Genomic DNA, 23,164 nt, shown 5'->3' with positions numbered 1-23,164 from the left:
CAGGCACATAAAGCCATTAATGTTTATTTAAAACAAGCCCTTACTAGCTGACTAGTATGGGCTTTTTGTTATGGGCTAGTTTTATATAGAAAATACAAATGAAAACTGTAGCGGTGATGATTTCATTACGTCGACGATCGTTTCTTTTCTTCTACAAATTTAATAGAACGTTAAGGCATTAGCTAAAGCCTCAATTAAGGCATAGTCAATCCACCATCGACGGCGATAGATTGTCCAGTAATAGCCATACTCAAATCAGATGCCATGAGCAATACTGAATTGGCAAAATCAGCTACCGAGGTTGCTTGGCGCAGCGGCGTCGTAGTCGCGATATAGTCAAATACCTCCTCAGTGGTTAAGCTACTTGCGTCGGTAGTTTTTAATAAGCCACCTGCCAGCAAATTAACCCGAATACCATACTGTCCAAGCTCGCTTGCTAGGTTGCGAGTCAGTCCAATCAACGCTGACTTGGCTGTGGTGTAATCGTAATAGGTCACCACTGGGTTGTAGACAAGATTGGTTGATATATTGATAATTTTGCCTACTTGCTGCGCTTTCATTTGCGGCAACACCGCTTGCACCGTATTGACTGCGCCTTTAACGATACCGTCCATTTGCTGCGAAAAATGCGTCCACTTTACTGTTTCAATACTGGTGTACGCAGCGCTTGGATTGAACTGATAATTCGGCAAAGCATTATTGACCAATATATCGATACGACCATGACGAGTGATGACTTCAGCTGCCATGGCTTGTACTTGCTCAAGCTCAGTGACATCCGCCTGATAAGCAAATGCTTGGCCACCTGTCGCGATGATATCAGCCACTACCGCCTCAGCAGCCTGTTTACTATTGAGGTAGTTGACGCAAACGATAGCGCCTGCTGCTGCCATTTGCTGTGCAATCTGTGCACCAAGCCCACGACTGGCACCAGTGACTATGGCGACTTTATCCGTAAGCAATGCTGGTATAACTGGGTGGCTTTTATTCAAGGTGTTTTGAGTTGAGGTACTTTCGGTCATTGTGCTGTATCCTTTATTATTATGGTATGGTTGGTGTCTTAGAGCCAAAGGCTGATATCTGCTTAAATGATGTTCGTCATACTTCGGCCTGCGCCAATCATAGCATGGTTATATGCTATCTTTTTTCGATTCGAGGTTAGCAGCTCGCTAGCAATTCTACTCAGAATTAGCTGTCATTCAGTTAGTCTTGCTACTCATCTCATTAGCCCAACTGGCTATTTTTATTAGTATTGTTAAGTATTACCTTAATAACAACCCTTTAAATTGTACAAATTAATGACCATAATAGTTTTATTGGCCATGTCAGGCTTTTATCTTTTTGGCTTTTTTATTGAATTTTTCTGATTTGCATTATCTTTATTTAGGAGAGATATTTTGACCCATTTATCATCGTCCCATCCAACTACTCACACCTCGGCTAGTGTCAGTCGCATAGTTCCAAAAGCATTGTTAGCAGCGGCTGTCGGCTTGGTACTTGCCAGTTGTAGCAACTCTGACGATGCAGCGGATGGCAGCGCTGCGGCGAGCAATGAGACGCTGAACCTTTACAACTGGTCAGAATATATGCCGCAAGAAATTTTAGATGGCTTTGAAGAAGAGACTGGCATCTCAGTTAATTACACCACATTTGACTCTAACGAAGCGATGTATGCCAAGCTCAAACTATTGGATGATTCTAGTCAGTATGACTTAGCGATTCCATCGACTTATTACGTCGAAAAAATGGCGAAAGAAGGACTGCTACAAGAGCTAGACAAATCAAAACTGAGCAATTTCAAAAACCTTGATACCTCATTTACCAATACCAAAGTTGATCCTGACAACAAATACTCTATCCCTTATATGTGGGGCAGCACCGGTCTCGCTATTAACGGTGACAGTGTCGATCCGAAAACTGTCAATAGCTGGAATGACCTATGGGATCCTAAGTATAAAGGTCAGGTGATGCTGACTAACGACGTGCGTGAAGTATTCGGTATGGCACTGCTGACTCTTGGCTACTCAGGTAATAGTAGCAATCCTGACGAAATCGAAGCCGCTTACGATAAGCTCACCACGTTGATGCCAAACGTCAAAACTTTTAACTCTGATGCGACACGTATGCCGTATATTGAAGGTGAGACGGCACTTGGTATGACATGGAATGGTGAAGCAGTCATGGCCAATGACGAAGGTTTGACTAGCTTGGTTTATAAGTATCCAACCGAAGGCGCTATCTTATGGATGGACAATTTTGTCATTCCAAAAAATGCTAAGCAAGTTGATGCAGCACATAAGTTTATTGATTATTTATTACGTCCTGAAAATGCAAAAATCGTCAGCGAAGAGATTGGCTACGCATCACCAAACATAGCAGCGCGTGAGCTGATGGATGAGAGCGTCCAAAACAATCCAACGATTTATCCTTCTAAAGAAGTATTAGCAAAAGCTGAGTTCCAAGAAGATGTAGGCGATGAAGCGTTGCAAGTGTATCAACAGTACTGGGATAAGCTAAAGACTGGTCGATAATAGTTTTGATGTAGCACTTTAAAATAAAGTAGTCTTTGAAAAATAAAAACGCTGATCCTAAATGGTCAGCGTTTTTTTGCGTTATAAATGTAAATCTGTCTCGCCGCCCTGCTCTTTCATTCGGCGCTGCTCACGGCGCTGATAGCCCAGACCAGATGCAGCAAACCAATGCGGCTTCGATGTTTGTAGTAAATCACTCAGCTGCTGTAATTGAGTTTGCAAGGTTTGGGTCAACCAGAAATACCCCTGCCACTCAAATGCTAGGTGCTGTACGCTTGGGTACTCTGAGACGGCAATACGGGTAATGGGTCGAAATACCTCATCGCTTGGACTACGTAACACTGCCGCCATATGCTGCATCGCTTGGGTTAGCTCATGCTGATAATGTACCAATAGAACATGGTTTTCTTCATCAATCTCAATATTCGCTAAGCGCGGTGCCGCACTTAACAGTAAATCAATCGTCCCGATAATATTACGGTGGGTACGTTGGATCGTCTCTAGCGTTTCTTTTTTGATTCCTGACTCACTGGCTGTCGCCGCGATATGTGGTCGCACAGCCAGCAGACGTTTATTAATCTGCTGTAACGCTGTGACCAACGCTCTATCAACGGGTACTTCCTTAACAGGAAAAGCCACTGGGTTTAATTTTTGAACAGAGTCATCTACTACTCCGTCTGTCGCGTCAATATGATGACCTACGCCAGCGTAGAGGCTACTACAAGCGTCAAGGTTGCTACTCAATAAGAATCGCCACATCAACGTTGATTTGAGCGGCAAAATCAGCGTCACTGCTACCGAAACGCCTGTCCCCAGTAAGATATTTAGCGCGCGGTAGATACCATCTTGACCAATGCTATTATTGCCTAAATCAGAGACAATCATCAACATAGTGATACCTGTTAACAGTCCTGTATACCCAAGCTGTCTAACGGCTAGATAGCCAATAATGCCACTTAGCAGACCAATGAGCGCATAGTCCACCCACAACCATGCACCCGCATTTTGATTAAACCATAACACCCCAAGCGCAGTACCAATACCTAATAAAGTACCGATTACGCGCTCTTTCGCCTTAGTATAAATAGCACCTTGGTATTGCAATAACCCTAAAATAATAAATACGGTAATGGTCGTCCATTCACCGTGCGGAAGATTGGTGATTTTATTGACCAATAGGGCCAAGATCACAGCTGTACCTAGGCGTGTGGCATGTAGGATATCTGCATGTTGGTAGCGAACATAGGGTTCGACAAATGGAGCAGTAATACGCTGATAAAGGGTGGGTTTCACGCAAGGCTACTCTTTTTGGGTGGAATGTTTAGGTGAGACATTCTAATAAAGTATTATTAAAATATCTCAATAACTAGCGGTAAGTATAAGTTAATATTCTATCAGCAAAATGACGGGCAAAAAATAACGCCTTTTACCTATTATTCACAGGTAAAAGGCGTTATAAAAAATATCCTAGCACACTATATTGATATCTACACTATTGAAGACTATTCACCAAATGACTCATCGAATTACTTATCAAGATCTGCATTAGTGTTAATGAATAATAGTCTATTGCGCTAGCGTATTACACTTCTAGGTAGTCTAGAATACCTTCCGCAGCTTCGCGGCCTTCCCAAATCGCCGTCACAACCAAGTCAGAACCGCGCACCATATCGCCACCAGCGAAGATTTTAGGATTTTGGGTCTGGAATTTGAAGGTTTGCTTTTCGGCTGCTAGTACGCGACCAGAGCTGTCCATCCCCACTTGCTGAGACTCAAACCAATCAGCAGGACTTGGTCTAAAACCAAATGCCATGATGACTGCATCACATGGGATGATCTCTTCAGAATTAGGAATTGGTTCAGGGCGTTGACGACCACGGTTGTCTGGTGCACCCAGCTGAGTAGTAACAACTTTCACGCCATTAACTTTACCGTTTAAGCCGATGATTTCTGTTGGCTGACGATTAAATAAGAACTCGACGCCTTCCTCGCGAGCATTGACCACTTCGCGGCGTGAACCTGGCATGTTTTCTTCGTCACGGCGATAGGCACAAACTACTTTTTCGGCGCCTTGACGGATACTGGTACGGTTACAGTCCATTGCTGTATCGCCACCACCAAGTACCACCACCTTTTTACCTTTAAAGTCGATGTACTCTTCAGCGTCTTTTTCCCAGTCATTGCAACGGTTCACGTTGGCAATCAGGTAATCTAACGCATCGTAGACGCCTGTCAGCTCTTCACCAGCGAAGCCGCCACGCATATAGGTGTATGTACCCATACCCATAAATACCGCGTCATACTCAGCCAATAGTTCATCAATGGTGACGTCTGTACCAATCTCTGTCTCTAAACGGAATTCGATACCCATGTCTTCAAAGATTACACGGCGATTGCGCATGACATCTTTTTCCATTTTGAACTCAGGGATGCCAAATGTCAGTAAGCCGCCAATCTCAGGGCGCTTATCAAAGACAACTGGTTTGACACCATTTCTGACCAAAATATCCGCGCAACCCAGACCCGCTGGTCCTGCGCCAATGATAGCGACTTTTTTATCTGTCCAAACGACTTCTGACATATCTGGACGCCAGCCAAGTGCAAACGCGGTATCGTTGATATACTTTTCAACATTACCAATGGTCACTGCGCCAAAACCATCATTTAACGTACAAGCGCCTTCACATAGACGATCCTGTGGGCAAACTCGTCCGCATACTTCAGGCAAGGTATTGGTACGGTGGCACAATTCAGCTGCCTGAAATATCTGACCTTCGGTGGCCAGTTTTAGCCAGTTAGGGATATAGTTGTGTACTGGACATTTCCACTCGCAGTACGGGTTACCACACTCAAGACAACGATGCGCTTGCTGAGCAACGGCTTCGTTTTCGAAAGGCTTATAAATTTCAACAAACTCTGTTGAACGCGTTGCAATGTCTTTTTTGGTTGGATCAAATCTTGGTACATCTAAAAACTGGAAGTTATTTTCTAAGCGTTTTGCCATGGTGCTATCTCTTTTATATAAGGCTCTTTTGCAGTGGGTGGCGACAGTCAGCGATGTTTGGTTTGTCTAAAATCTAAGACATATATCGCTGCTGTTACGTACCTGCTGAAAACCTGTGAGTTAAAACGTCTCTAAAAACGGAACGCTGGCTAACCTGATTAAAGCGACTGCCGATCCATCAATGCATTCCATTGATACGATAGGCAGTTACGTATCGGCTATTGTGGGTCGGCCATGGTAGTTTTAAGAAGGCTTGCAATGTTCGCCGCTTTTGGCTTAACCAAATAGAACTTACGAACATAGTGCTCAAAGTCATTCAGAATTGTCTGACCCCATGCACTGCCTGTTTTATCTACATGAGCTTCAATCACTTGTTGCAAATGAATGCGATGCTCTTCTGTTTGCTCGCTTGAAATACGGTTTAGATCGATTAGCTCATGGTTGCAACGGTCAAAGAAGTCGCCTTCCATATCGAGTACATACGCAAAACCACCCGTCATACCAGCACCGAAGTTAAGTCCAGTACGGCCCAAAATCGTGACGATACCGCCCGTCATATATTCACAGCAATGGTCGCCTGTGCCTTCGATGACTGCGTGTGCGCCAGAGTTACGGACGCCAAAACGCTCACCTGCTGTACCAGCAGCATATAGCTTACCGCCAGTTGCACCATAGAGACAGGTGTTGCCGATAATGGCCGTTTCTTGTGCTACAAAGTTTGAGTCTTTCGGCGGATAAATCACAATCTCACCGCCTGCCATACCTTTACCCACATAGTCATTGGCATCGCCTTCAAGCTCGATATTTAGGCCACCAGCATTCCACACGCCTAGGCTTTGCCCTGCGGTACCAGTTAGACGAAGCTTAATTGGCATATCGCTCATGCCAAGGTTGCCCCAGACTTGCGCAATCTCACCAGAAATACGAGCACCGATAGAGCGGTCACAGTTACCAACGAAATAGCTATAGTCGCCGCCCGCCCCTTTGCGAATGTTCACAAGCATATCGCTAATCATCTGCTCAGCAAGCAAGCCTTTATCAAACGGCTCATTACGCTCAACCTGACAAGTTTGTGCTTTGCCCACGCTGGCTGGGTGACTAAATAGCAATGGTGTTAAATCAAGATGACGCTGCTTGTCCGTATTACCTTCTAGAATATCAAGCAAGTCAGTACGACCGACCAGCTCTTCCATACTACGAACCCCTAGCGCTGCCAACCACTCGCGCGTCTCAGTTGCGACAAACTTAAAGAAGTTAATCAGCATTTCTGCTTCGCCAATGAAATGCTCATCACGCAGCTTGGCTTTTTGAGTAGCAACACCTGTCGGGCAATTATTTAAATGACAGATACGTAGGTACTTACAACCAACTGCAATCATCGGCGTGGTACCAAAGCCAAAGCTCTCTGCACCCAAGATAGCAGCTTTTACTACATCTAGCCCTGTTTTTAGACCACCGTCAGTCTGGACACGTACCTTATCACGTAACCCATTCACTCGTAGAGACTGGTGAGTCTCAGCCAAACCTAGCTCCCATGGCGAACCTGCATGATGGATAGACGATAGCGGAGACGCTGCCGTACCACCATCATAGCCCGAGATAGTAATCAGATCGGCATAGGCTTTTGCAACGCCTGTCGCGATCGTACCAACACCTGGACGTGAGACCAATTTAACGGATACCAGTGCATCTGGATTGACTTGTTTTAAATCAAAAATCAGCTGTGCCAAATCTTCGATAGAATAAATATCATGATGCGGCGGCGGTGAAATCAAGGTCACACCTGGCACTGAATAACGCAAACGTGCAATCAGCGCGTTGACTTTACCACCAGGTAGCTGTCCACCTTCACCAGGCTTGGCACCTTGAGCTACTTTAATCTGCATGACTTCAGCGGAACGAAGGTAGGCAGGTGTGACCCCAAAACGACCAGAGGCAACCTGCTTGATCTTTGAGTTGCGCAATGTGCCATAACGCGCAGGATCTTCACCGCCCTCACCAGAGTTTGAGCGACCACCGATGGTATTCATAGCCATCGCAATCGACTCATGCGCTTCAGGAGATAGCGCGCCTAGTGACATGCCAGCTGAGTCAAAACGCGTCAAGATTTTAGAGATATCTTCTACTTCATTGACATCGATACTGTTGTCGGTTTTCAGTTGCAACAAATCACGTAAGGTCGCGACCGGACGGCTATTAACTAAATCCGCATAATTACGGTAATTATCGTAATCACCTGTACGTACCGCGGTATGTAGGCTGTTAATCACATCAGGGTTAAAGGCATGGTACTCTTTGTTGAAGACGAACTTAAGCAGACCGCCTTGATCTAGAGGGGCACGACGCTTAAACGCATTGGCAGCCAATTGTGCTTGATCAGCAGCAAGGTCTGCAAAGGTAGCGCCTTTGATACGACTTTGTACGCCTTTAAAGCATAAATTGACGACTTCTTCTGATAGGCCGACTGCTTCAAACAACTGCGCACCGCGATAAGAAACAATGGTAGAGATACCCATTTTTGACAAGATTTTTAGCAAACCTTTATCTAAGCCTTTGCGGAAATTAACACGGGCCTGAATCGGATCACCAAGTAGCTCACCAGTCGCGACCAAATCATCAATGACATCATATGCTAGATATGGATATACACAAGTTGCACCGAAGCCAATCAATACCGCTATTTGATGCGAGTCACGTGCCAGACCCGTCTCAATGATTAAGTTAGCATCAGTACGGATACCTTGCGCGATTAGATAATGATGCACAGCACCAGTAACCATAATGGCGTTAGCGGGTACTTTGTCTGCATCGATATCTTTATCAGACAAGACAATCAATGTATTACCTGAGCGAATGTTATCTGCCACTTGCTCACAAATAGCCACGATAGCATCAGATAACTCTAAAGTACGGTCATAGTTCAGATCAATGCGAGCCATCTTGAACGCTGGATCATCCAAGGTTTCAAGCTGCTGCATTTTGCTGGCTGACAATACTGGCGATGACAAAATAATACGATGCGCATCTCTCGCAGATGGCGCAAATACGTTAGTCTCAGCGCCTAAACAGGTCTGCAACGACATTACGATTGATTCACGTAATGGATCGATTGGCGGATTGGTCACCTGTGCAAACTGTTGGCGGAAGAAATCACCGACATGGCGAATTTGCTGCGACAGTACAGCCATTGGCGTATCGTCACCCATTGAGCCGACTGGTTCTTGACCATTTTCAGCATTAGGGCGAATGATTTCTGTACGCTCTTCATTAGTGATGTGATACATCTTTTGTAGTGCTTTGAGTTTATCACCTCGGCACGCTTGCGTCGCCAACGTCTCTTCTAGACGCTCATCATCACGGACACGCGTCGCTTCTTCACGCAACCATTTACGATATGGATGCGCCGTTTTTAGTAAAGTTGCAATAGCCGTCGTATCTAAAATCTGACCTGTCAACGTATCAATGACTAGCATTTGACCAGGTCCAACGCGACCTTTGGCTAACACGTCTTGTGGCTCATAATCCCAAACGCCAACTTCTGATGCAACAGTAATATAACCATTCTTGGTGGTTACCCAACGTGACGGGCGCAAACCGTTTCTATCGAGCATACAGACCGCATAGCGTCCATCTTGAATGACTAGACCTGCTGGACCGTCCCACGCTTCCATATGCTGTGAGTAAAACTCATAAAACGCACGCAGATCCATATCCATGCTATCAACATTCTGCCACGCTGGCGGTACCAAGATAGACATCGCATGGAACAGGTTCATACCACCAGACATAAGCACTTCGAGCATGTTATCTAAGCTAGATGAATCTGAACCGGTACTATTTACAAGTGGTGTCAGCTCATTCAAGTTAGGCAGTTTGTCTGATTTTAGCTTTGGCGTACGGGCTTTAGACCAGTTGCGGTTACCTGTAATGGTATTTAACTCACCATTGTGCGCAAGATAACGGAATGGCTGTGCCAGTGGCCAGCGCGGTAAGGTATTGGTTGAGAAACGCTGATGGAATACTACGATATGTGACGCCAAACGCTCATCTTGCAAATCCAAGAAAAACGCTGGTAAATCTGAAGGCATTACCAAGCCTTTGTAAATAATGGTCTGACAACTCAATGAACAGATATAAAATAGCTCATCATCCGTCAAACGCTGCTCTGCTTTTTTGCGTGCAATAAACAGCTTACGGTTGAAGTCATCAGCTGCTAGGTCATCTGGCGCATTAACGAACACTTGCTTAAAGTCTGGCAATGTCTCACGACCAATCTCACCAACAATACTCAAGTCAAGTGGTACATCACGCCAGCCAGCCACTTCTAATCCTTGGGCGGTAATCTCATCACTTAATACTTGCTGGCTATGCTTGGCTTTATCGCTATCTAAATTAACGAACACCATACCGACAGCAAAGTTGTCCGTAATGGCAAATTGCTGCTCGTCAGCAATCTGTTTAAAGAAATCGGTAGGCGTCGCTAATAGTAAGCCACAACCATCACCAGTTCTACCGTCAGCAGCAACACCGCCGCGATGTGTCATACAACTTAAACTATGAATGGCAGTTTTTACCAAATCATGGCTCGCTTCACCCTCAATATGGGCAATTAGGCCAAAACCGCAATTATCAGAAAAATCATCTGGCGTGGCCAGGTGTGTTTGTGAGGAAATCATTGACATAGCTTGTCCTTTTAAGTAGACGGGCAACTTACATTTCCAATGCGGAGTATAAGTTGGTACCCGTAAGCAGAACGGGCTGATAGTGGATATTCTTGTGTTCGAATTGGCAAATAGTGCAATGCTCGATAGACATCATACTCTAAGAGAAAGTAAAACCCTTGACCCTCCTGGTCATTAGCTGATGTCTTGACATATGGTCCGTGTATCAAAAGATAGTAAGTAGCAGCCCTTGGCAACGGGAGAATCTACGCCCTTAAATGCCAGTTACTCAATCAGTGATATCTAATGCCATCCATTTAAGCATCATTTGTTATATTGTCATGTCTAGCATTTAGAGCTAAGCATACAATGACTTAATAACGGTGCACTTGTTTATCTTGAATATCTGACGCTCTGTATTCAAGCACTTTGTTTACCCTAAAAAGAGTGACAATAAGAGAGGTTGCGTCACTTACGATAACCTTATTATAGATAGTAAGTAACCGCGCTTGAGACAATAATATTTAGTAAAGAACTCTAAAAACTAAGAAAAAACCACTAAATAGTTGTTAAATAGACATTTTTTACGATAACTATACAGAACGTCGCCCACAGTTATATTAGTTAATGATTGTCGAAAAATCTAGTCTTTTCTATCGATTCATCAGCCATAAATTGTAAGAGGACTTATTACTATTGGTTATAAGACAAATAAAACTGCTATTAAAATTTTAATGTAAACCATATAAATGACAGTTAGCAAAAGGCTTGGATAATACTAAGCAATAGTAGCTTGCCGCTTATTGTGACGATAAAACTATTTTGTATAGCGCTAAAAAAACCCACTGACCAGATAGCTAGTGGGTTAAATTAATCAGACAAAAACTAATTACTCTTGTCTTCTATTAGCGCTTTTATACTGTCGCTATTATTTTTGGGAGGATTTACGTTAGCACTTTTGCCATTAGCATTTGAATTATTGTTCGTGCTGCTAGGGGGCTTAGGCGTTGGCACGACTGGTGGCTTCTTACTAGTAGAGTTCTCCGCTGGTGCCGCAGGCTTTTTGTTTTCTGGCGCGGGCTTATTTGCGTTGTTTTCGTCTTTTGGCGATGCTTCAGATATTGTCTGCGTCTCACCACCAACCGTACGCTCTTCACTAACAGATAACGTGGCAGAGGTATCTACCGACTGACGAATACTCTCTTGAGTGCTGCTACTATTAGCGCTTTCTTGGTTACCTCGATTACTGTTAGCACTGGCTGCTTGAGCGGCGGCATCATCAGCTTCTTCTTGCAAACGAGCTGGCACTTCGCGCTTAGTAGGTTTTAAATCGACGGCACGTGTACGTTTTGTACTTAGATCTTTTACTGGATCAGGACGCTCATAATTATCAATAATACTGACATACCGATTAATCTCTTCTGGCAATACACGTACGTTTGTAGGTAGCTTAAAGTCTATTAGCTTTGCGGCTCCTACCGCTTCTTGCGGGCTACTCATGATCCCATAAGTCAGCATATAACGGACTTGTTTTTCATCATCAAGATAACGGAAATAAGCAAATTTATCGCGATCTTGACGGCCTTCTAAGTAACTAACAATCACATCGTTTTCAGCGACATTCATTACTTGAACAGTCCACTTGCCTTTGTTAGCCAGCAGATAACGCTTGTCTTTGAACTCATCAGGATAATCGCGCAAATCTCGAATCGTTGCATCAAAGTTAATCGGTTGTACATCCGTATCTAACTCATGTAGCGATTCGACTTTTAATGGTTGCTCAAACTCTTCATTCAAAATCTCTGGCGCTGATATTGGTGCATTTTCAATTTTGGCACCCATGGCTGGCGTTTGACTAAACATCCATACTAACGCTGTGACCACCCCTAAAAGCAGGGTCACTATTAGCCAAATCAGTGCTTGACGACTGTATGATTGGCTAGCAGTACGCGTTTTTGTTTTTGATGTTGCCATGAGGCGGTCCTTGGTAAACACATGTTTTACAGCATGATATAAATGCTTATTTAAACAAAGGTACAGCCAACCAGTCGGCTATAAGTACGAGATTTTAGTATAAATATATAAGCGATAATTTTTAAGACGTTACGCGCTATGTTTTGACAAAACTTCATGCAATAGTTCGCCGTCAAACTCATTAGTCATTACCGCATCGCCAATTGATTTTAACAAAATTAGGCGGATTTGTCCGTGTTTCACTTTTTTATCGTGTCCCATTAAATCTAAAGCAGTGTCTACATCGATAGCTGGTGGCGTAATAGGTAAGTTTGCCAATTCTAAAACACGCTTAATACGTACAACTTCATCATCAGTTAGCCAACCAATTTTTTGCGATAGCTCGGCTGCTTGTACCATGCCAGCCGCTACTGCTTCGCCATGTAACCAATTGCCATAGCCTTCATGTGTTTCAATCACATGACCAAAAGTATGACCAAAGTTCAATAGCGCGCGCACACCTGACTCTCTTTCGTCTTGTGCCACTACATCAGCTTTGTATTGACAGCAGCGCTTCACTGCTTCACCAAGTACTGCCAAATCAAGCGCCATCATTGCAGGCAAGTTTGCCTCAAGCCACGTTAAAAACTCCTCATCCATGATAAGGGCATATTTAATAATCTCAGCTACTCCAGCCGATAGCTCACGTGCAGGTAGTGTCTTAAGCGTACTCATATCAGCAAGCACCATTTGCGGCTGCCAAAAAGCACCAATCATATTTTTACCTTGCGGATGATTGATACCCGTTTTACCACCAACACTAGAATCTACTTGTGACAGTAGCGTCGTTGGAATCTGAATAAAATTGACACCGCGCATAAAGCTAGCAGCAGCAAAACCAGTCATATCTCCGACTACACCGCCTCCAAGGGCAATAAGTGTCACATCACGATTGAAGTGTTCTGTCATTAGCGCATCATAAATCTGATCAATACTTGCCTGATTTTTGTATTGTTCGCCATCTGGCAGTACGCACACCTTTACCACAAACTGCTCTGCTAACTCATCTTCTAATGCTTTTAAGTATAAAGGTGCCACAGTATCATTAGTGACGATTAAAACCTGACGGCCACTGATATAAGGCGTGATTTGCTTCGCCATACTACTATGTTCAGTCGTAGATTGTTCAGTAATGACAATAGGATAATCATGACTTTGCGTATGAACTATTAGGCCATCATGAAACGGCATTACCATGTGATACTCCTAAAGCATTTCTAATGAGGTAAAAGTAATTGAGTCTGCATATCAATCGTAGTAGCCAGTCTATTACTAGTCTTCTTGGTGCGCTGATGCGTCGGTAGTGCAGTCGACGAATGATTCTAGCTGCTGCATCAATTGATTGACCATGTGGCGTGGGTACGTGTGACCAGTAGGCATAATAATATGGGCGACTTGGCGATAGAGCGGATCGCGAGCACTGTATAACTCTTGCAGTATTTTTCTAGGATTAGGCTGCTGCAATAATGGTCGAGACTTGTCTTTAGAGGTACGTGCCAGCTGCACCTCGACAGGTGCATTAAGATAAACGACGATGCCACGCTGTTTTAGGAACTCTCGGTTTTCAGCACACATGACTGCACCGCCACCGGTCGCTAATACGATTTGAGAGTTTTGGGTCAATTCATCAATGGCACGCGTTTCACGCTCACGGAAACCTGCTTCACCTTCTTTGGCAAATATCCAAGCAATGTCGGCACCCGTCTGCGATTCAATATACCAATCGCTGTCTACAAAAGTGCGACCTAACTGCTTGGCAAGCAGTTTTCCGATTGTCGTCTTCCCTGCTCCCATCGGACCCACTAAAAACACCGACGGTAATTCCTGCCCCATAATACTTACTCAGCTAAATTAGGTATGATACAACGTCATTGTTATTCTGGCTAGTAATGAGCTGTGATTATTGTGAGTAAAATTTAGAGCACACCATTCATCGGTACATACATAGATATCGCAATACTAAAATCCCTAATTGCGCGCATAAAAAAAGCAAGCTCTATGGCTTACTTTTTTTAACAATTAGTTAATCGCTTTATGACTAGTTCAGACGACTAGTACCGTCATTAATAAGCTTTGGAGTTACGAAAATCAGCAGCTCTTCTTTGTTATTACTACGTACATCACGACGGAAGGCACGGCCGATATAAGGCAAGTCTCCTAAGAAAGGCACCTTATCTACACCGTTATTGGTACGGTTTTTGAAGACGCCGCCTAATACCACTGTCTGACCATCTTCAATAATAACATTGGTTGATATAGAGTCCTCGGAGATGGCAACCTGATTATTGATAATAGTCGGCGTTCCGTTAGTAATGACCAATTGCAAACCAATTTTACCATCAGGTGTGATGTTTGGTGTCGCTTCCAGACTTAATGCAGCCTCTCTAAAGCTGGTTGTTGTCGCACCACTGGCTGATGCTTCTTGATACGGAATCTGAGTACCAGAAGAGACCTTTGCTGTCTGCTTGTCCGCTGTCAAAATCTTAGGTGTAGAAATAACTTCACCACGGTTGTCCGCCTGTAGTGCTGACAACTCAAGATCGAGCATCACATCAGACATACTGAGCAAACCAAAGGCGATACTACCTGCTGGATTAGAAACGCCTAAATCAACGTTTAGGTTATCAGGACGAGTAATATCATAAGAAGGATAAGAAACGGTTTGACCATTGACGGTCGTCGTCTCTACATCAAAATCTTTTAAATCCCATAAGGTTTGATCACTACCGCCAACCAGTAAACTACGGTTGTTGGCCGCACCGTTTGACAAGATACCCCAACGAACACCAATCTCTTTACTGAAGCTATCAGTTGCACTGACGATACGTGCTTCGATCATGACTTGGCGAACAGGAATATCAATTTTGCTGATTAGTTTATGAATGTTTTCGATACTGTCAGCAACGTCTTTGATAATCAAAGTATTGGTACGTTCATCAACCGTTACCGTACCACGATTGGATAACAACGTATTATTATCCTCACGATTTGCTAGGCCACTACTATTACCAGTCGCGCCGCTACCTTGCGAAATAAGCGTTAAGACATCTTGTGCTTTTGCATAACTTAAACGAATGTACTCAGTACGCAAAGGTGCATAAGATTGAACAGCTTGCTGCGCTTCTAGTTCACGTGCTTCTTGCTCAGCGAGCTCAGTAGAAGGCGCAACCAAAATCACATTACCATTCTCACGCTTACCCAAGTTTTTGCTTTTCAAAATAATATCGAGGGCTTGATCCCAAGGAACATTGATTAAACGCAAAGTGATGTTGCCAGCAACGGAATCACTTGCCACGATATTCATCTCAGTAAACTGCGCCAAAATATCTAAGACACTACGAACCTCAACATCTTGGAATTCCATAGATAGCGGTTCGCCACTATAGACTCTTTCTTCCAGCGTCGGCTCACGTAACAGCTCAGGCTTTTTAATACCAATATTCAACTGGTTACCTGATTGGTAAGCTTGATACTCATAATCGTCATTCATGTTAATGGTAACGACGCCATTCTGTCCTTGGTTTTTGGTATCAATACTACCAACAAGACCACTGTTAATATTCAATCGGCGTAGTAAGTTTCTCGGAACCGTACTACCAGTCAAGCGTACGACAAGTTTATTACCTTGGCGTTGCACATCTACTGGAATAGCTTCGTTGGCAAGTACCATACTGACATTACCGCCACCGTCGTTACCTGCTGAAAAATTGACTGCGCTTAGCCCATCATAGCTATACTGCTTGCTTACTTGTGAAGCTGCCAATTGCGGGTTCAAAAGTGGATTGACTCTGACCACCATCGTATCAGCTGGTACTTCGTTCTTCACGACTACCTTGCTCGTGGTACGTACAGGTGCCACTGGTACGGTAGAACTCTCAACGATAGGCGTAACGACCGCGGTCGTTGTCATACTATTATTGTTATTAAGTACATCTTGAATCGGGTCGCTAGTAATGACGGGACGATTAGGATCAGTGATGGTTAGCAATAAATCATTGCCTTCAATCGCTGTCGTATAATTTCCTGATTCTTTTAAACCAACGATGAGGCGCGTGGTACTGTCACTACTTAGCGTAGTAACGTCATTAATCGCACCGATGTTGTATTCGTTAAAACGGCTAGCAAGCCCATTCTGTACTTGTTCGAAATCTAGAACTAAGCGACTAGGATCATCAAGCTGATAGGCTGCAGGCAATACTGGCAATCCTGTAAAACCCAAACGCATTTGCGTCACTGCAGGTGCGGTCTGTACTACAGAGACATTATCGATGCGCTGTGCAGCATGAGCACTATTAGTTACAGCCACCATACTGACTGCCAGTGCTGAAATGGCAAAAGCAGAAGACATGCGGTTGCTCATCATCATTACCTTGTTATTGCGTACTGTCATTATTTATTCCTCAAAAAATCTGCCGACTTAGCTTATAGGGGATACCAGCGACTGGGGTTTTTCTACAAACCCGGCGCGGCTATCTGGCACAATTTCAATCAAGTTAACCTGGGTCGGCGTGATTTCAACAATACGGCCGTCATTCAATCCAAGATAATCGCCTACTTTAACACTCGCAACCGAACCATCAGGACGTTGTATCAATGCATATCGCTGACCTTCAGGCGAAATCACCACGCCTCGGAAGACCAATTGCGACAGTTCATACTGCTCAAGCGGTTCTTTGATTCTGTTGATATCTGGTCGCACACCATCTATAGGAGTGGTCGGGCCTTGTACATTGACCAAACTCGGTGGTAAAAATGGACTACGCTGCGAGCTAGCGCTATACACAAAATCCTCTACCAGTTCGGCTTTAGGCGGCGGCTCAATAGGTTGTGCAGGCTGATTGCGGATATCGGTCATTGCCTGCTCTGCCATACCTATACGGTCACTACACCCAGTCATAGATAAAACAGCGACACTTAAAACCAATAGCATGGGCATTTTTTGAATACTCATTAGTTGCCTCCTGCATTTGCATCAGTAGCAGCGGCTGTATCACCTTCAGGAGCCGCTTCTTTAGAGCGATAGGTCTTAGTTTGCAAGACTAGATTAAGCTCTGGCAAAACATCCAATGTAGGCTGCGGATTGCTGACTTCAAAATCATGCATCGTAATAATTCGAGGCAGTGCAGCAAGACCACTGATAAAGCTACCAAACTGATGGTATTCACCCAAAGCTGCAATACGTATTGGCTGCTCAATAAAGAATTCATTTTCAATTTCAGGCTCTACTGAAATATCCTGAAAACGGATATTGCTACCAACGCCTGTCATATTTATGCCTTCTACCAGTTCCGACACACGTGTATCTTTCGGCAGCTGATCTAACAAAGTATTAAATTCAGTTTCCATTTGGACCACTTGCGCCTGATACGCTTTTAAATGACGAGCGCGAGATTCTTTTTCACGGTAGCTATCGAGTAAGGTCTGTTGTTGGCTTTCAGCCGCATTGATCTCATCAATTTTGCTGCTGATGGGTAATGCCCATGACAATGCTGCGATGAAGGTAATGATAAGTCCAATGACTGTCACTTTTACAGGTAATGGCCAACTGCCATAGTTTTCTGAATCTAGCGACTCAAAACTACGGCGAAACTCATTTAGATCAAATTGCTTTTTTGGCTTTAAAGCAGATTTTTTGGTTTTAGAGAGGCTCTTTTTGCGGATAAGCTTCATAACGCACCTCCTAGACCAGTATCGGTATCAGCAGCAGTCGGAGTTTCCGATTGTACTCTAGTCGTTACTACAAACTGTACGTAACTGTCTTCAGGATAAACGGGGCGCGCCTGCTCACCAGTATTCACCGTATTATTGAGGACTGGAGCAGCCTCATAAGCGCTAATATTCTGTTGAATATTACTTACTGCTGAGTTGCCCATCCATTTACTGTTATCAAGGTTACGAATCAGACTAGACACAATGTTTGGATTGTCCGCTAAGCCTGTCAAAGTTAGGACATCGCCTTCACGTTTAAGGTTATTTAGATAAAGTGCTGGTGGAATAGCTTTAGCGAGATCGTCCCATAAACGTACAGGCACAGGACGTCGTCCTTGCAAGTCTTGAATGACTTGCATGCGTGAAATAATGTCTTCACGGCGCTGCTCTAAACTGTCAATCTCGGTCAATGCGGTGTCTAAGCGAGTGTTTTCTTGTTCGATCAATGCGTTGGCATCAAGCTGCTCATCAAGCTCATTATTAAAATAACTCCATGAAGCAAAAGCTGCTAATAGCGTCAGTAATGTCACCGCCACTATCAATGTCATAAACTCTTTGTTACGACGTTCACGTTCTTCTTGTCGCCAAGGTAAAAGGTTAATACGAGCCATTAGTCAAAGCTCCTTAACGCAAGACCGCATGCAGCCATTAAGCTTGGCGCATCGACCGCCAATTGCTCATTATCGATATTTGGTGCAATAGTCATATTGGTGAAAGGGTTGGCAACACTGACAGTTACACCCAGCTTTTGTTGTGCCATACCAGCGAGACCTGCAATGGAGCTACTGCCTCCTGCAAGCACCACATGATCGATACTGCTATATTGACTTGATGAGAAATAAAACTGTAAAGAGCGAGTGATCTGTTGAATGGTATTTTCTATAAAAGGGGTCAGTACTTCAGGATAATAATCATCAGGTAAGGTACGTTCGCGTTTACTCAATGTCGCTTCTTCTGCTGATAGGCCATAGCGATTTTGTATTGCCTCGGTCAGCTGAGCACCGCCAAACAACTGCTCACGACTATAAATAAACTCGCCATTCTTAGCGATATATAATGTGGTCTGATTATGGCCAATATCTACCAATGCTACTAGTTCTGGTACATTTGGCAGACTGTCTACCATCAATCCAAACGCACGCTCGATTGCATGAGATTCGATATCCATGACTTTTGTTTGTAGGCCACCAAAGGCTAGAGCATCGACACGCTGGTCGACGTTTTCTGAACGAGAAGCAGCAAGCAATACCTGAACCATATCTTCACTAACCAAAGACGGTCCTAATACTTCAAAATCTAGATTGACGTCTTCTAATGGATAAGGCACATATTGGTCAGCATCCAAACGTATTTGCGCCTCACGCTCTACATCGCTGAGTGTCATATCCATATCAATGATTTTAGTAATCACTGCGGAGCCAGAAACCGCTGTCGCAGCATTGCTACCCGCGACTTGGCAGCGTCTTGCCAAGCTCGTTATAATATTACCGGCAGCTTCTGTATCTACTAGAATCTTATCAACCACGATACCTTCCGGTAGTCTTTCAATACCATAAGATTTTAGGTGAAACATGCCTTGCTGACGCTGTATGTCAACCAACTTTACTGAAGTGGCACAAATATCCACGCCAATCAAATGTCGACTTTTGGAAGTAAATAGCCTCACTAGCTCTATACCTTATATTAAGTGTACAATCTGGTAGTTATTTGTAATAATTCAATACAATACTTTACTTAATTGATAGATTCAAGCATTTAAAAATATATTAAGGCCAACTTACACATTTATTATGACCTGCCTATTTTGTTCAATGTATAATAATATTGTCTGCTACAAATTCTAACTAATAAGTCTTATTATGGCCAAAACAAATGCTACCGCTCGTCTCATTCGCTTTTTGGTGGGACTCTTTATCGCTTGCCTAGCATTGGCAGTTGTTCTAGCACTTGCTGTACCTATTGGTTTTTATGGGATGGCCATGTATCTATCGCCGACCCTACCTAGTACGCAAGAAATTAAAACAGCCAAACTAGAAATGCCATTACAGATTTATAGTAGTGATGATAAATTAATTGGCCAATACGGCAATCGTTTATCTTTACCAGTTAGTTTTGATGAGATTCCTGAAGATTTAACTCATGCCTTTTTAGCAGCCGAAGATGCTTCTTTCTTTCAGCATAGCGGAATTAGCATTAAAGGTCTTGGTCGCGCTGTCACCGAAGCAGTCACTGATGACGATGGTCAAACCGGTGGCTCTACCATTACGATGCAGGTCGCTAAAAACTATTTTTTAAGTCCAGAACGTACTTTAAACCGCAAACTAACAGAGTTGTTTTTGGCCCGTAAGATCGAAGACGAACTGAGCAAAAATGACATCTTGACGTTATATGTCAATAAAATCTATCTAGGCGAAGGCGCCTATGGCATCCGCGCTGCGGCCAAAAAATACTATAGTAAGTCATTAGACCATCTAACCATTGCTGAAATGGCCATGTTAGCAGGTCTACCAAAAGCCCCTTCTAAATACAATCCTGTTGCCAATCCTAGCCGCGCATTGACTCGCCGTAACTGGATCGTTGGACGCATGCATGAGCTTGGCTATATTAACAAAGCTCAGTATGATGAAGCAGTCAACTCCCCTATCGGTATCAACCTATATAAAGAAAAGCTCGATGTAAACATGCCTTATTTGGCGGAAATGACGCGAGCTTCTTTAGTCGAACGTTATGGCGATCAAGTCATGCATGGTGGCTGGCGCGTACGTCTCACAGTAGATAGTAAAGCGCAAACAGATGCCGAAGCAGCAGTAGTAACAGGATTGATTGCCTACGAGCATCGCCATGGTTGGCGTGGGGCTGAAGCAAATGATGAGCCTCTCGAAAACTTCCGACGCTACAGCAATATGTCTCCTGCCAAAGTGACTAAAGTCAATTCTCGTAGTTTTAATGCAGTTCTACAATCTGGTGAAGAAGTGACCGTTAATTGGTCTGGTATGAAATGGGCACGCAAATATATTTCTGCCGACCGTATTGGTTATTACCCTAGCAATGCCAGTCAAGTTGTTAAGAAAAACGATATCGTTCGTGTGATACCTACTTCAAATGGCAACTGGCAATTAGGTCAAATACCTAAAATCCAAGGCAGCTTGGTTTCGTTGAATCCAGAGACTGGTGCTGTCAATGCATTGGTTGGTGGCTTTGATTTTAACCACAGTAAGTTCAACCGCGCTCTACAAGGCTGGCGTCAACCTGGCTCAACCATCAAACCTCTTGTTTATACCGCCGCTTTAGAAAAAGGTTATCGTCCAGATACCATAGTGTCTGATAAAGCTATCCAAGTAGGTGACTGGAAACCCAAAAACTCTGATGAACGTTTCTTAGGTGATATCACTTTACGTCGTGGTTTATATTTATCTCGTAACCTTGTATCTATTCGCTTGTTACAAGCTATCGGTATCTCAAGTACGCGCAACCTATTAGATGAATTCGGTCTTGATAAAGAAAAGCTGCCGACAACCTTGTCATTAGCACTTGGAGCAGGGCAAGCCACCCCTTTACAAATGGCCACGGCTTACTCAACTTTCGCGAATGGTGGTCATCGTGTCCAACCTTACTTTATTGAACAAATTTACAATTATAAGAACGAGCTGTTGTTTCAGGCAAATCCACGTCAAGCATGTGCACTATGCTTTAACGAAAAACTTGAAAAAGTTAATAGCAGCTTAGTTGAAGAGTATGAGAAGTCAATTGAAGCGCTTGATGATAGCACTAACGAAACAACGGCCGATAATTCATCATCAGAAAGCAATGATAATAGCGAAACAGCAGATAAAGAGCTTGATTTAACGGTATATAACGCAGGTCCACAGTCAGACCGCCTGAAAGCACCTGCCGTACAATATGTAAGAGCCAAACAAGCACCGCGTATACTGCAACCTAGAGTCGCTTTTGAGATGGCCGATATACTACGCGATGTAGTCCAACGCGGTACAGCAGTAAGAGCAAAGGCATTAGGTCGCAATGATATCGGTGGCAAAACTGGTACCACCAATCAGGCCAAAGATGCGTGGTTTGCAGGATTTCATCCTACCAACGCAACCGTAGTATGGATGGGATTTGATCAACCATCTACTATGGGCCGTCGTGAATACGGTGGTGTGGCAGCGCTGCCTGTATGGATGGACTTTATGAAAGCACAGCTCAAAGACACGCCAAGCCAATGGGTATCTATCAATAACCGCTCAAAATCCAGAAAGCAACAGCAAAGCATCATAGAGATGACTGATGATGGCGTCCTAGTTAACGATGACGCTAATAAATCAGCGAAACCAGTCAAGACTCAAACTCAGCAGCGTAAGCCTTCGGTTCCAGAGCCTACTGAAGATACCAGCACTCCACCATCAACAAAACCAAGCAGCAATCGTAGTGATGACAGCGTACCGGAGAATCCATTAACGGTGACACCCGTTAAAAGTATGCCACCGATGCCAGAGTAATAAACAAGACAATTCTTAATTAATAATAAAAGGCTTATTCAGTAATGACTGAATAAGCCTTTTTTATGCGCTGTAGACTATGATCTACCCTACTTAATCATACTTTCAAATGGTTCAATAAATAGCGATCAAAGAATAAATTTTCTAGTGTGCTTCCTATTAGAACTCGACCATACCTGCACGCAGTTGTTCAATCAGCTCTAAAAGCTGATTGCGCCATTCTCGTATTGTGGTCTCATCAGGCAGCCATTGATTGGATAAGGTGACAACATTGACAATCAAGTCTGGCGACGCTGATTGGCTACTTGGTGCTTCATCGACGATAGTATCTGGCGGTACTGCATACAGACAACGCTGATAAGCACGTTCTATATTGGCGATAAAGCCTTGCTGTTGCAGTTGCTGCAAACGCTGAATCTCAGGAGATACTTGGGTACGCTCGCTCAATGCTTGTTCAATATCAAGCAAGGTTGGCGCCGTCATATTTAGGCTATAGAAATGACCGAGCTCCTGAATAAATGCCAATAAAGCACCATGTAAATGAAAAATAGCAGTCTCACAATGGGCTTGGTATAACTGTTTGTCATTGGTACTTCCTGCAGATTGGCAAGATAAACGACAGAAATATAACTTTTGATTGGTTCGATCTGCTTGATATTTGGCGACGCGAGTTTTACCTGCCATTTGCTAACTATCCTTCTATGAGTAGTGAATTAGAGCGTATTTCCAGTGTACTATTTTTTTAGATAA

15 protein-coding genes are annotated in these 23,164 nt (G+C 43.7%); 2 read left to right on the top strand and 13 right to left on the bottom strand.

Annotation, left to right across the window (positions count from 1 at the left end):
- Nucleotides 1-194: 194 nt before the first annotated feature.
- Nucleotides 195-1,022: a 3-oxoacyl-ACP reductase gene (locus ACTXGF_RS15475; protein WP_443535222.1), complete on the bottom strand. Its 828-nt coding sequence runs from the start codon at nt 1,020-1,022 to the stop codon at nt 195-197.
- Nucleotides 1,023-1,397: 375 nt separating this feature from the next.
- On the opposite strand from ACTXGF_RS15475, the gene ACTXGF_RS15470 reads away from it, so the two are divergent.
- Nucleotides 1,398-2,531, top strand: coding sequence for an ABC transporter substrate-binding protein (locus tag ACTXGF_RS15470; protein ID WP_443535224.1), 1,134 nt, complete (start codon nt 1,398-1,400; stop codon nt 2,529-2,531).
- Nucleotides 2,532-2,612: 81 nt separating this feature from the next.
- On the opposite strand, the gene ACTXGF_RS15465 is transcribed toward ACTXGF_RS15470, so the two are convergent.
- The 11 genes from ACTXGF_RS15465 to pilM form a co-directional block, all read right to left on the bottom strand.
- On the bottom strand, nt 2,613-3,824 hold the full coding sequence (locus tag ACTXGF_RS15465; protein ID WP_443535225.1) for an FUSC family protein: 1,212 nt from the start codon (nt 3,822-3,824) through the stop codon (nt 2,613-2,615).
- 289 nt (nt 3,825-4,113) lie between these two features.
- Complete coding sequence (locus ACTXGF_RS15460) at nt 4,114-5,535, bottom strand: glutamate synthase subunit beta (protein WP_102090376.1); 1,422 nt, start codon at nt 5,533-5,535, stop codon at nt 4,114-4,116.
- A 218-nt stretch (nt 5,536-5,753) separates the two neighbouring features.
- The gene (gltB, locus tag ACTXGF_RS15455) at nt 5,754-10,217 is read right to left on the bottom strand and encodes a glutamate synthase large subunit (RefSeq protein ID WP_443535228.1); all 4,464 of its coding nucleotides are present in this window, start codon (nt 10,215-10,217) and stop codon (nt 5,754-5,756) included.
- 864 nt (nt 10,218-11,081) lie between these two features.
- On the bottom strand, nt 11,082-12,170 hold the full coding sequence (locus tag ACTXGF_RS15450) for a hypothetical protein (RefSeq protein WP_443535229.1): 1,089 nt from the start codon (nt 12,168-12,170) through the stop codon (nt 11,082-11,084).
- A 129-nt stretch (nt 12,171-12,299) separates the two neighbouring features.
- On the bottom strand, nt 12,300-13,406 hold the full coding sequence (gene aroB / locus ACTXGF_RS15445) for a 3-dehydroquinate synthase (RefSeq protein ID WP_443535231.1): 1,107 nt from the start codon (nt 13,404-13,406) through the stop codon (nt 12,300-12,302).
- Nucleotides 13,407-13,481: 75 nt separating this feature from the next.
- A complete protein-coding gene (gene aroK / locus ACTXGF_RS15440) occupies nt 13,482-14,042 on the bottom strand; it encodes a shikimate kinase AroK (protein WP_296208225.1) in 561 nt (186 codons plus the stop codon).
- A gap of 205 nt (nt 14,043-14,247) precedes the next feature.
- Entirely contained in the window at nt 14,248-16,599 is a 2,352-nt protein-coding gene (locus ACTXGF_RS15435; RefSeq protein ID WP_443535233.1) for a type IV pilus secretin PilQ, read from the bottom strand.
- 27 nt (nt 16,600-16,626) lie between these two features.
- Nucleotides 16,627-17,160, bottom strand: coding sequence for a pilus assembly protein PilP (locus tag ACTXGF_RS15430; RefSeq protein ID WP_102090382.1), 534 nt, complete (start codon nt 17,158-17,160; stop codon nt 16,627-16,629).
- Nucleotides 17,160-17,879, bottom strand: a complete 720-nt coding sequence (gene pilO, locus ACTXGF_RS15425) for a type IV pilus inner membrane component PilO (protein ID WP_339728345.1) — start codon at nt 17,877-17,879, stop codon at nt 17,160-17,162. Before pilO ends, ACTXGF_RS15430 begins: the two co-directional genes overlap by 1 nt.
- Nucleotides 17,876-18,529 (bottom strand): PilN domain-containing protein, encoded by a 654-nt coding sequence (locus ACTXGF_RS15420; RefSeq protein ID WP_101204297.1) that lies wholly within the window; start codon nt 18,527-18,529, stop codon nt 17,876-17,878. The genes pilO and ACTXGF_RS15420 overlap by 4 nt, the downstream gene beginning before the upstream one ends.
- A complete protein-coding gene (gene pilM / locus ACTXGF_RS15415; protein ID WP_101204296.1) occupies nt 18,529-19,584 on the bottom strand; it encodes a type IV pilus assembly protein PilM in 1,056 nt (351 codons plus the stop codon). Before pilM ends, ACTXGF_RS15420 begins: the two co-directional genes overlap by 1 nt.
- 193 nt (nt 19,585-19,777) lie before the next feature.
- On the opposite strand from pilM, the gene ACTXGF_RS15410 reads away from it, so the two are divergent.
- Nucleotides 19,778-22,414 carry a penicillin-binding protein 1A gene (locus ACTXGF_RS15410; protein WP_443535236.1) on the top strand — a complete coding sequence of 879 codons (2,637 nt, stop codon included), beginning with the start codon at nt 19,778-19,780 and terminating at the stop codon, nt 22,412-22,414.
- Between the two features lie 159 nt (nt 22,415-22,573).
- Here the strand turns inward: ACTXGF_RS15410 and ACTXGF_RS15405 are convergent, their stop codons facing one another.
- Nucleotides 22,574-23,098, bottom strand: a complete 525-nt coding sequence (locus ACTXGF_RS15405) for a DUF6586 family protein (RefSeq protein WP_290178582.1) — start codon at nt 23,096-23,098, stop codon at nt 22,574-22,576.
- Nucleotides 23,099-23,164: the final 66 nt, after the last annotated feature.

It is taken from the genome of Psychrobacter sp. 1Y6 (genome assembly GCF_052258385.2).
In the GTDB taxonomy this organism is placed as follows: domain Bacteria; phylum Pseudomonadota; class Gammaproteobacteria; order Pseudomonadales; family Moraxellaceae; genus Psychrobacter.
Note: the sequence above shows the minus strand (reverse complement) of the source record. Positions and strands in the feature narration are given on the sequence as shown.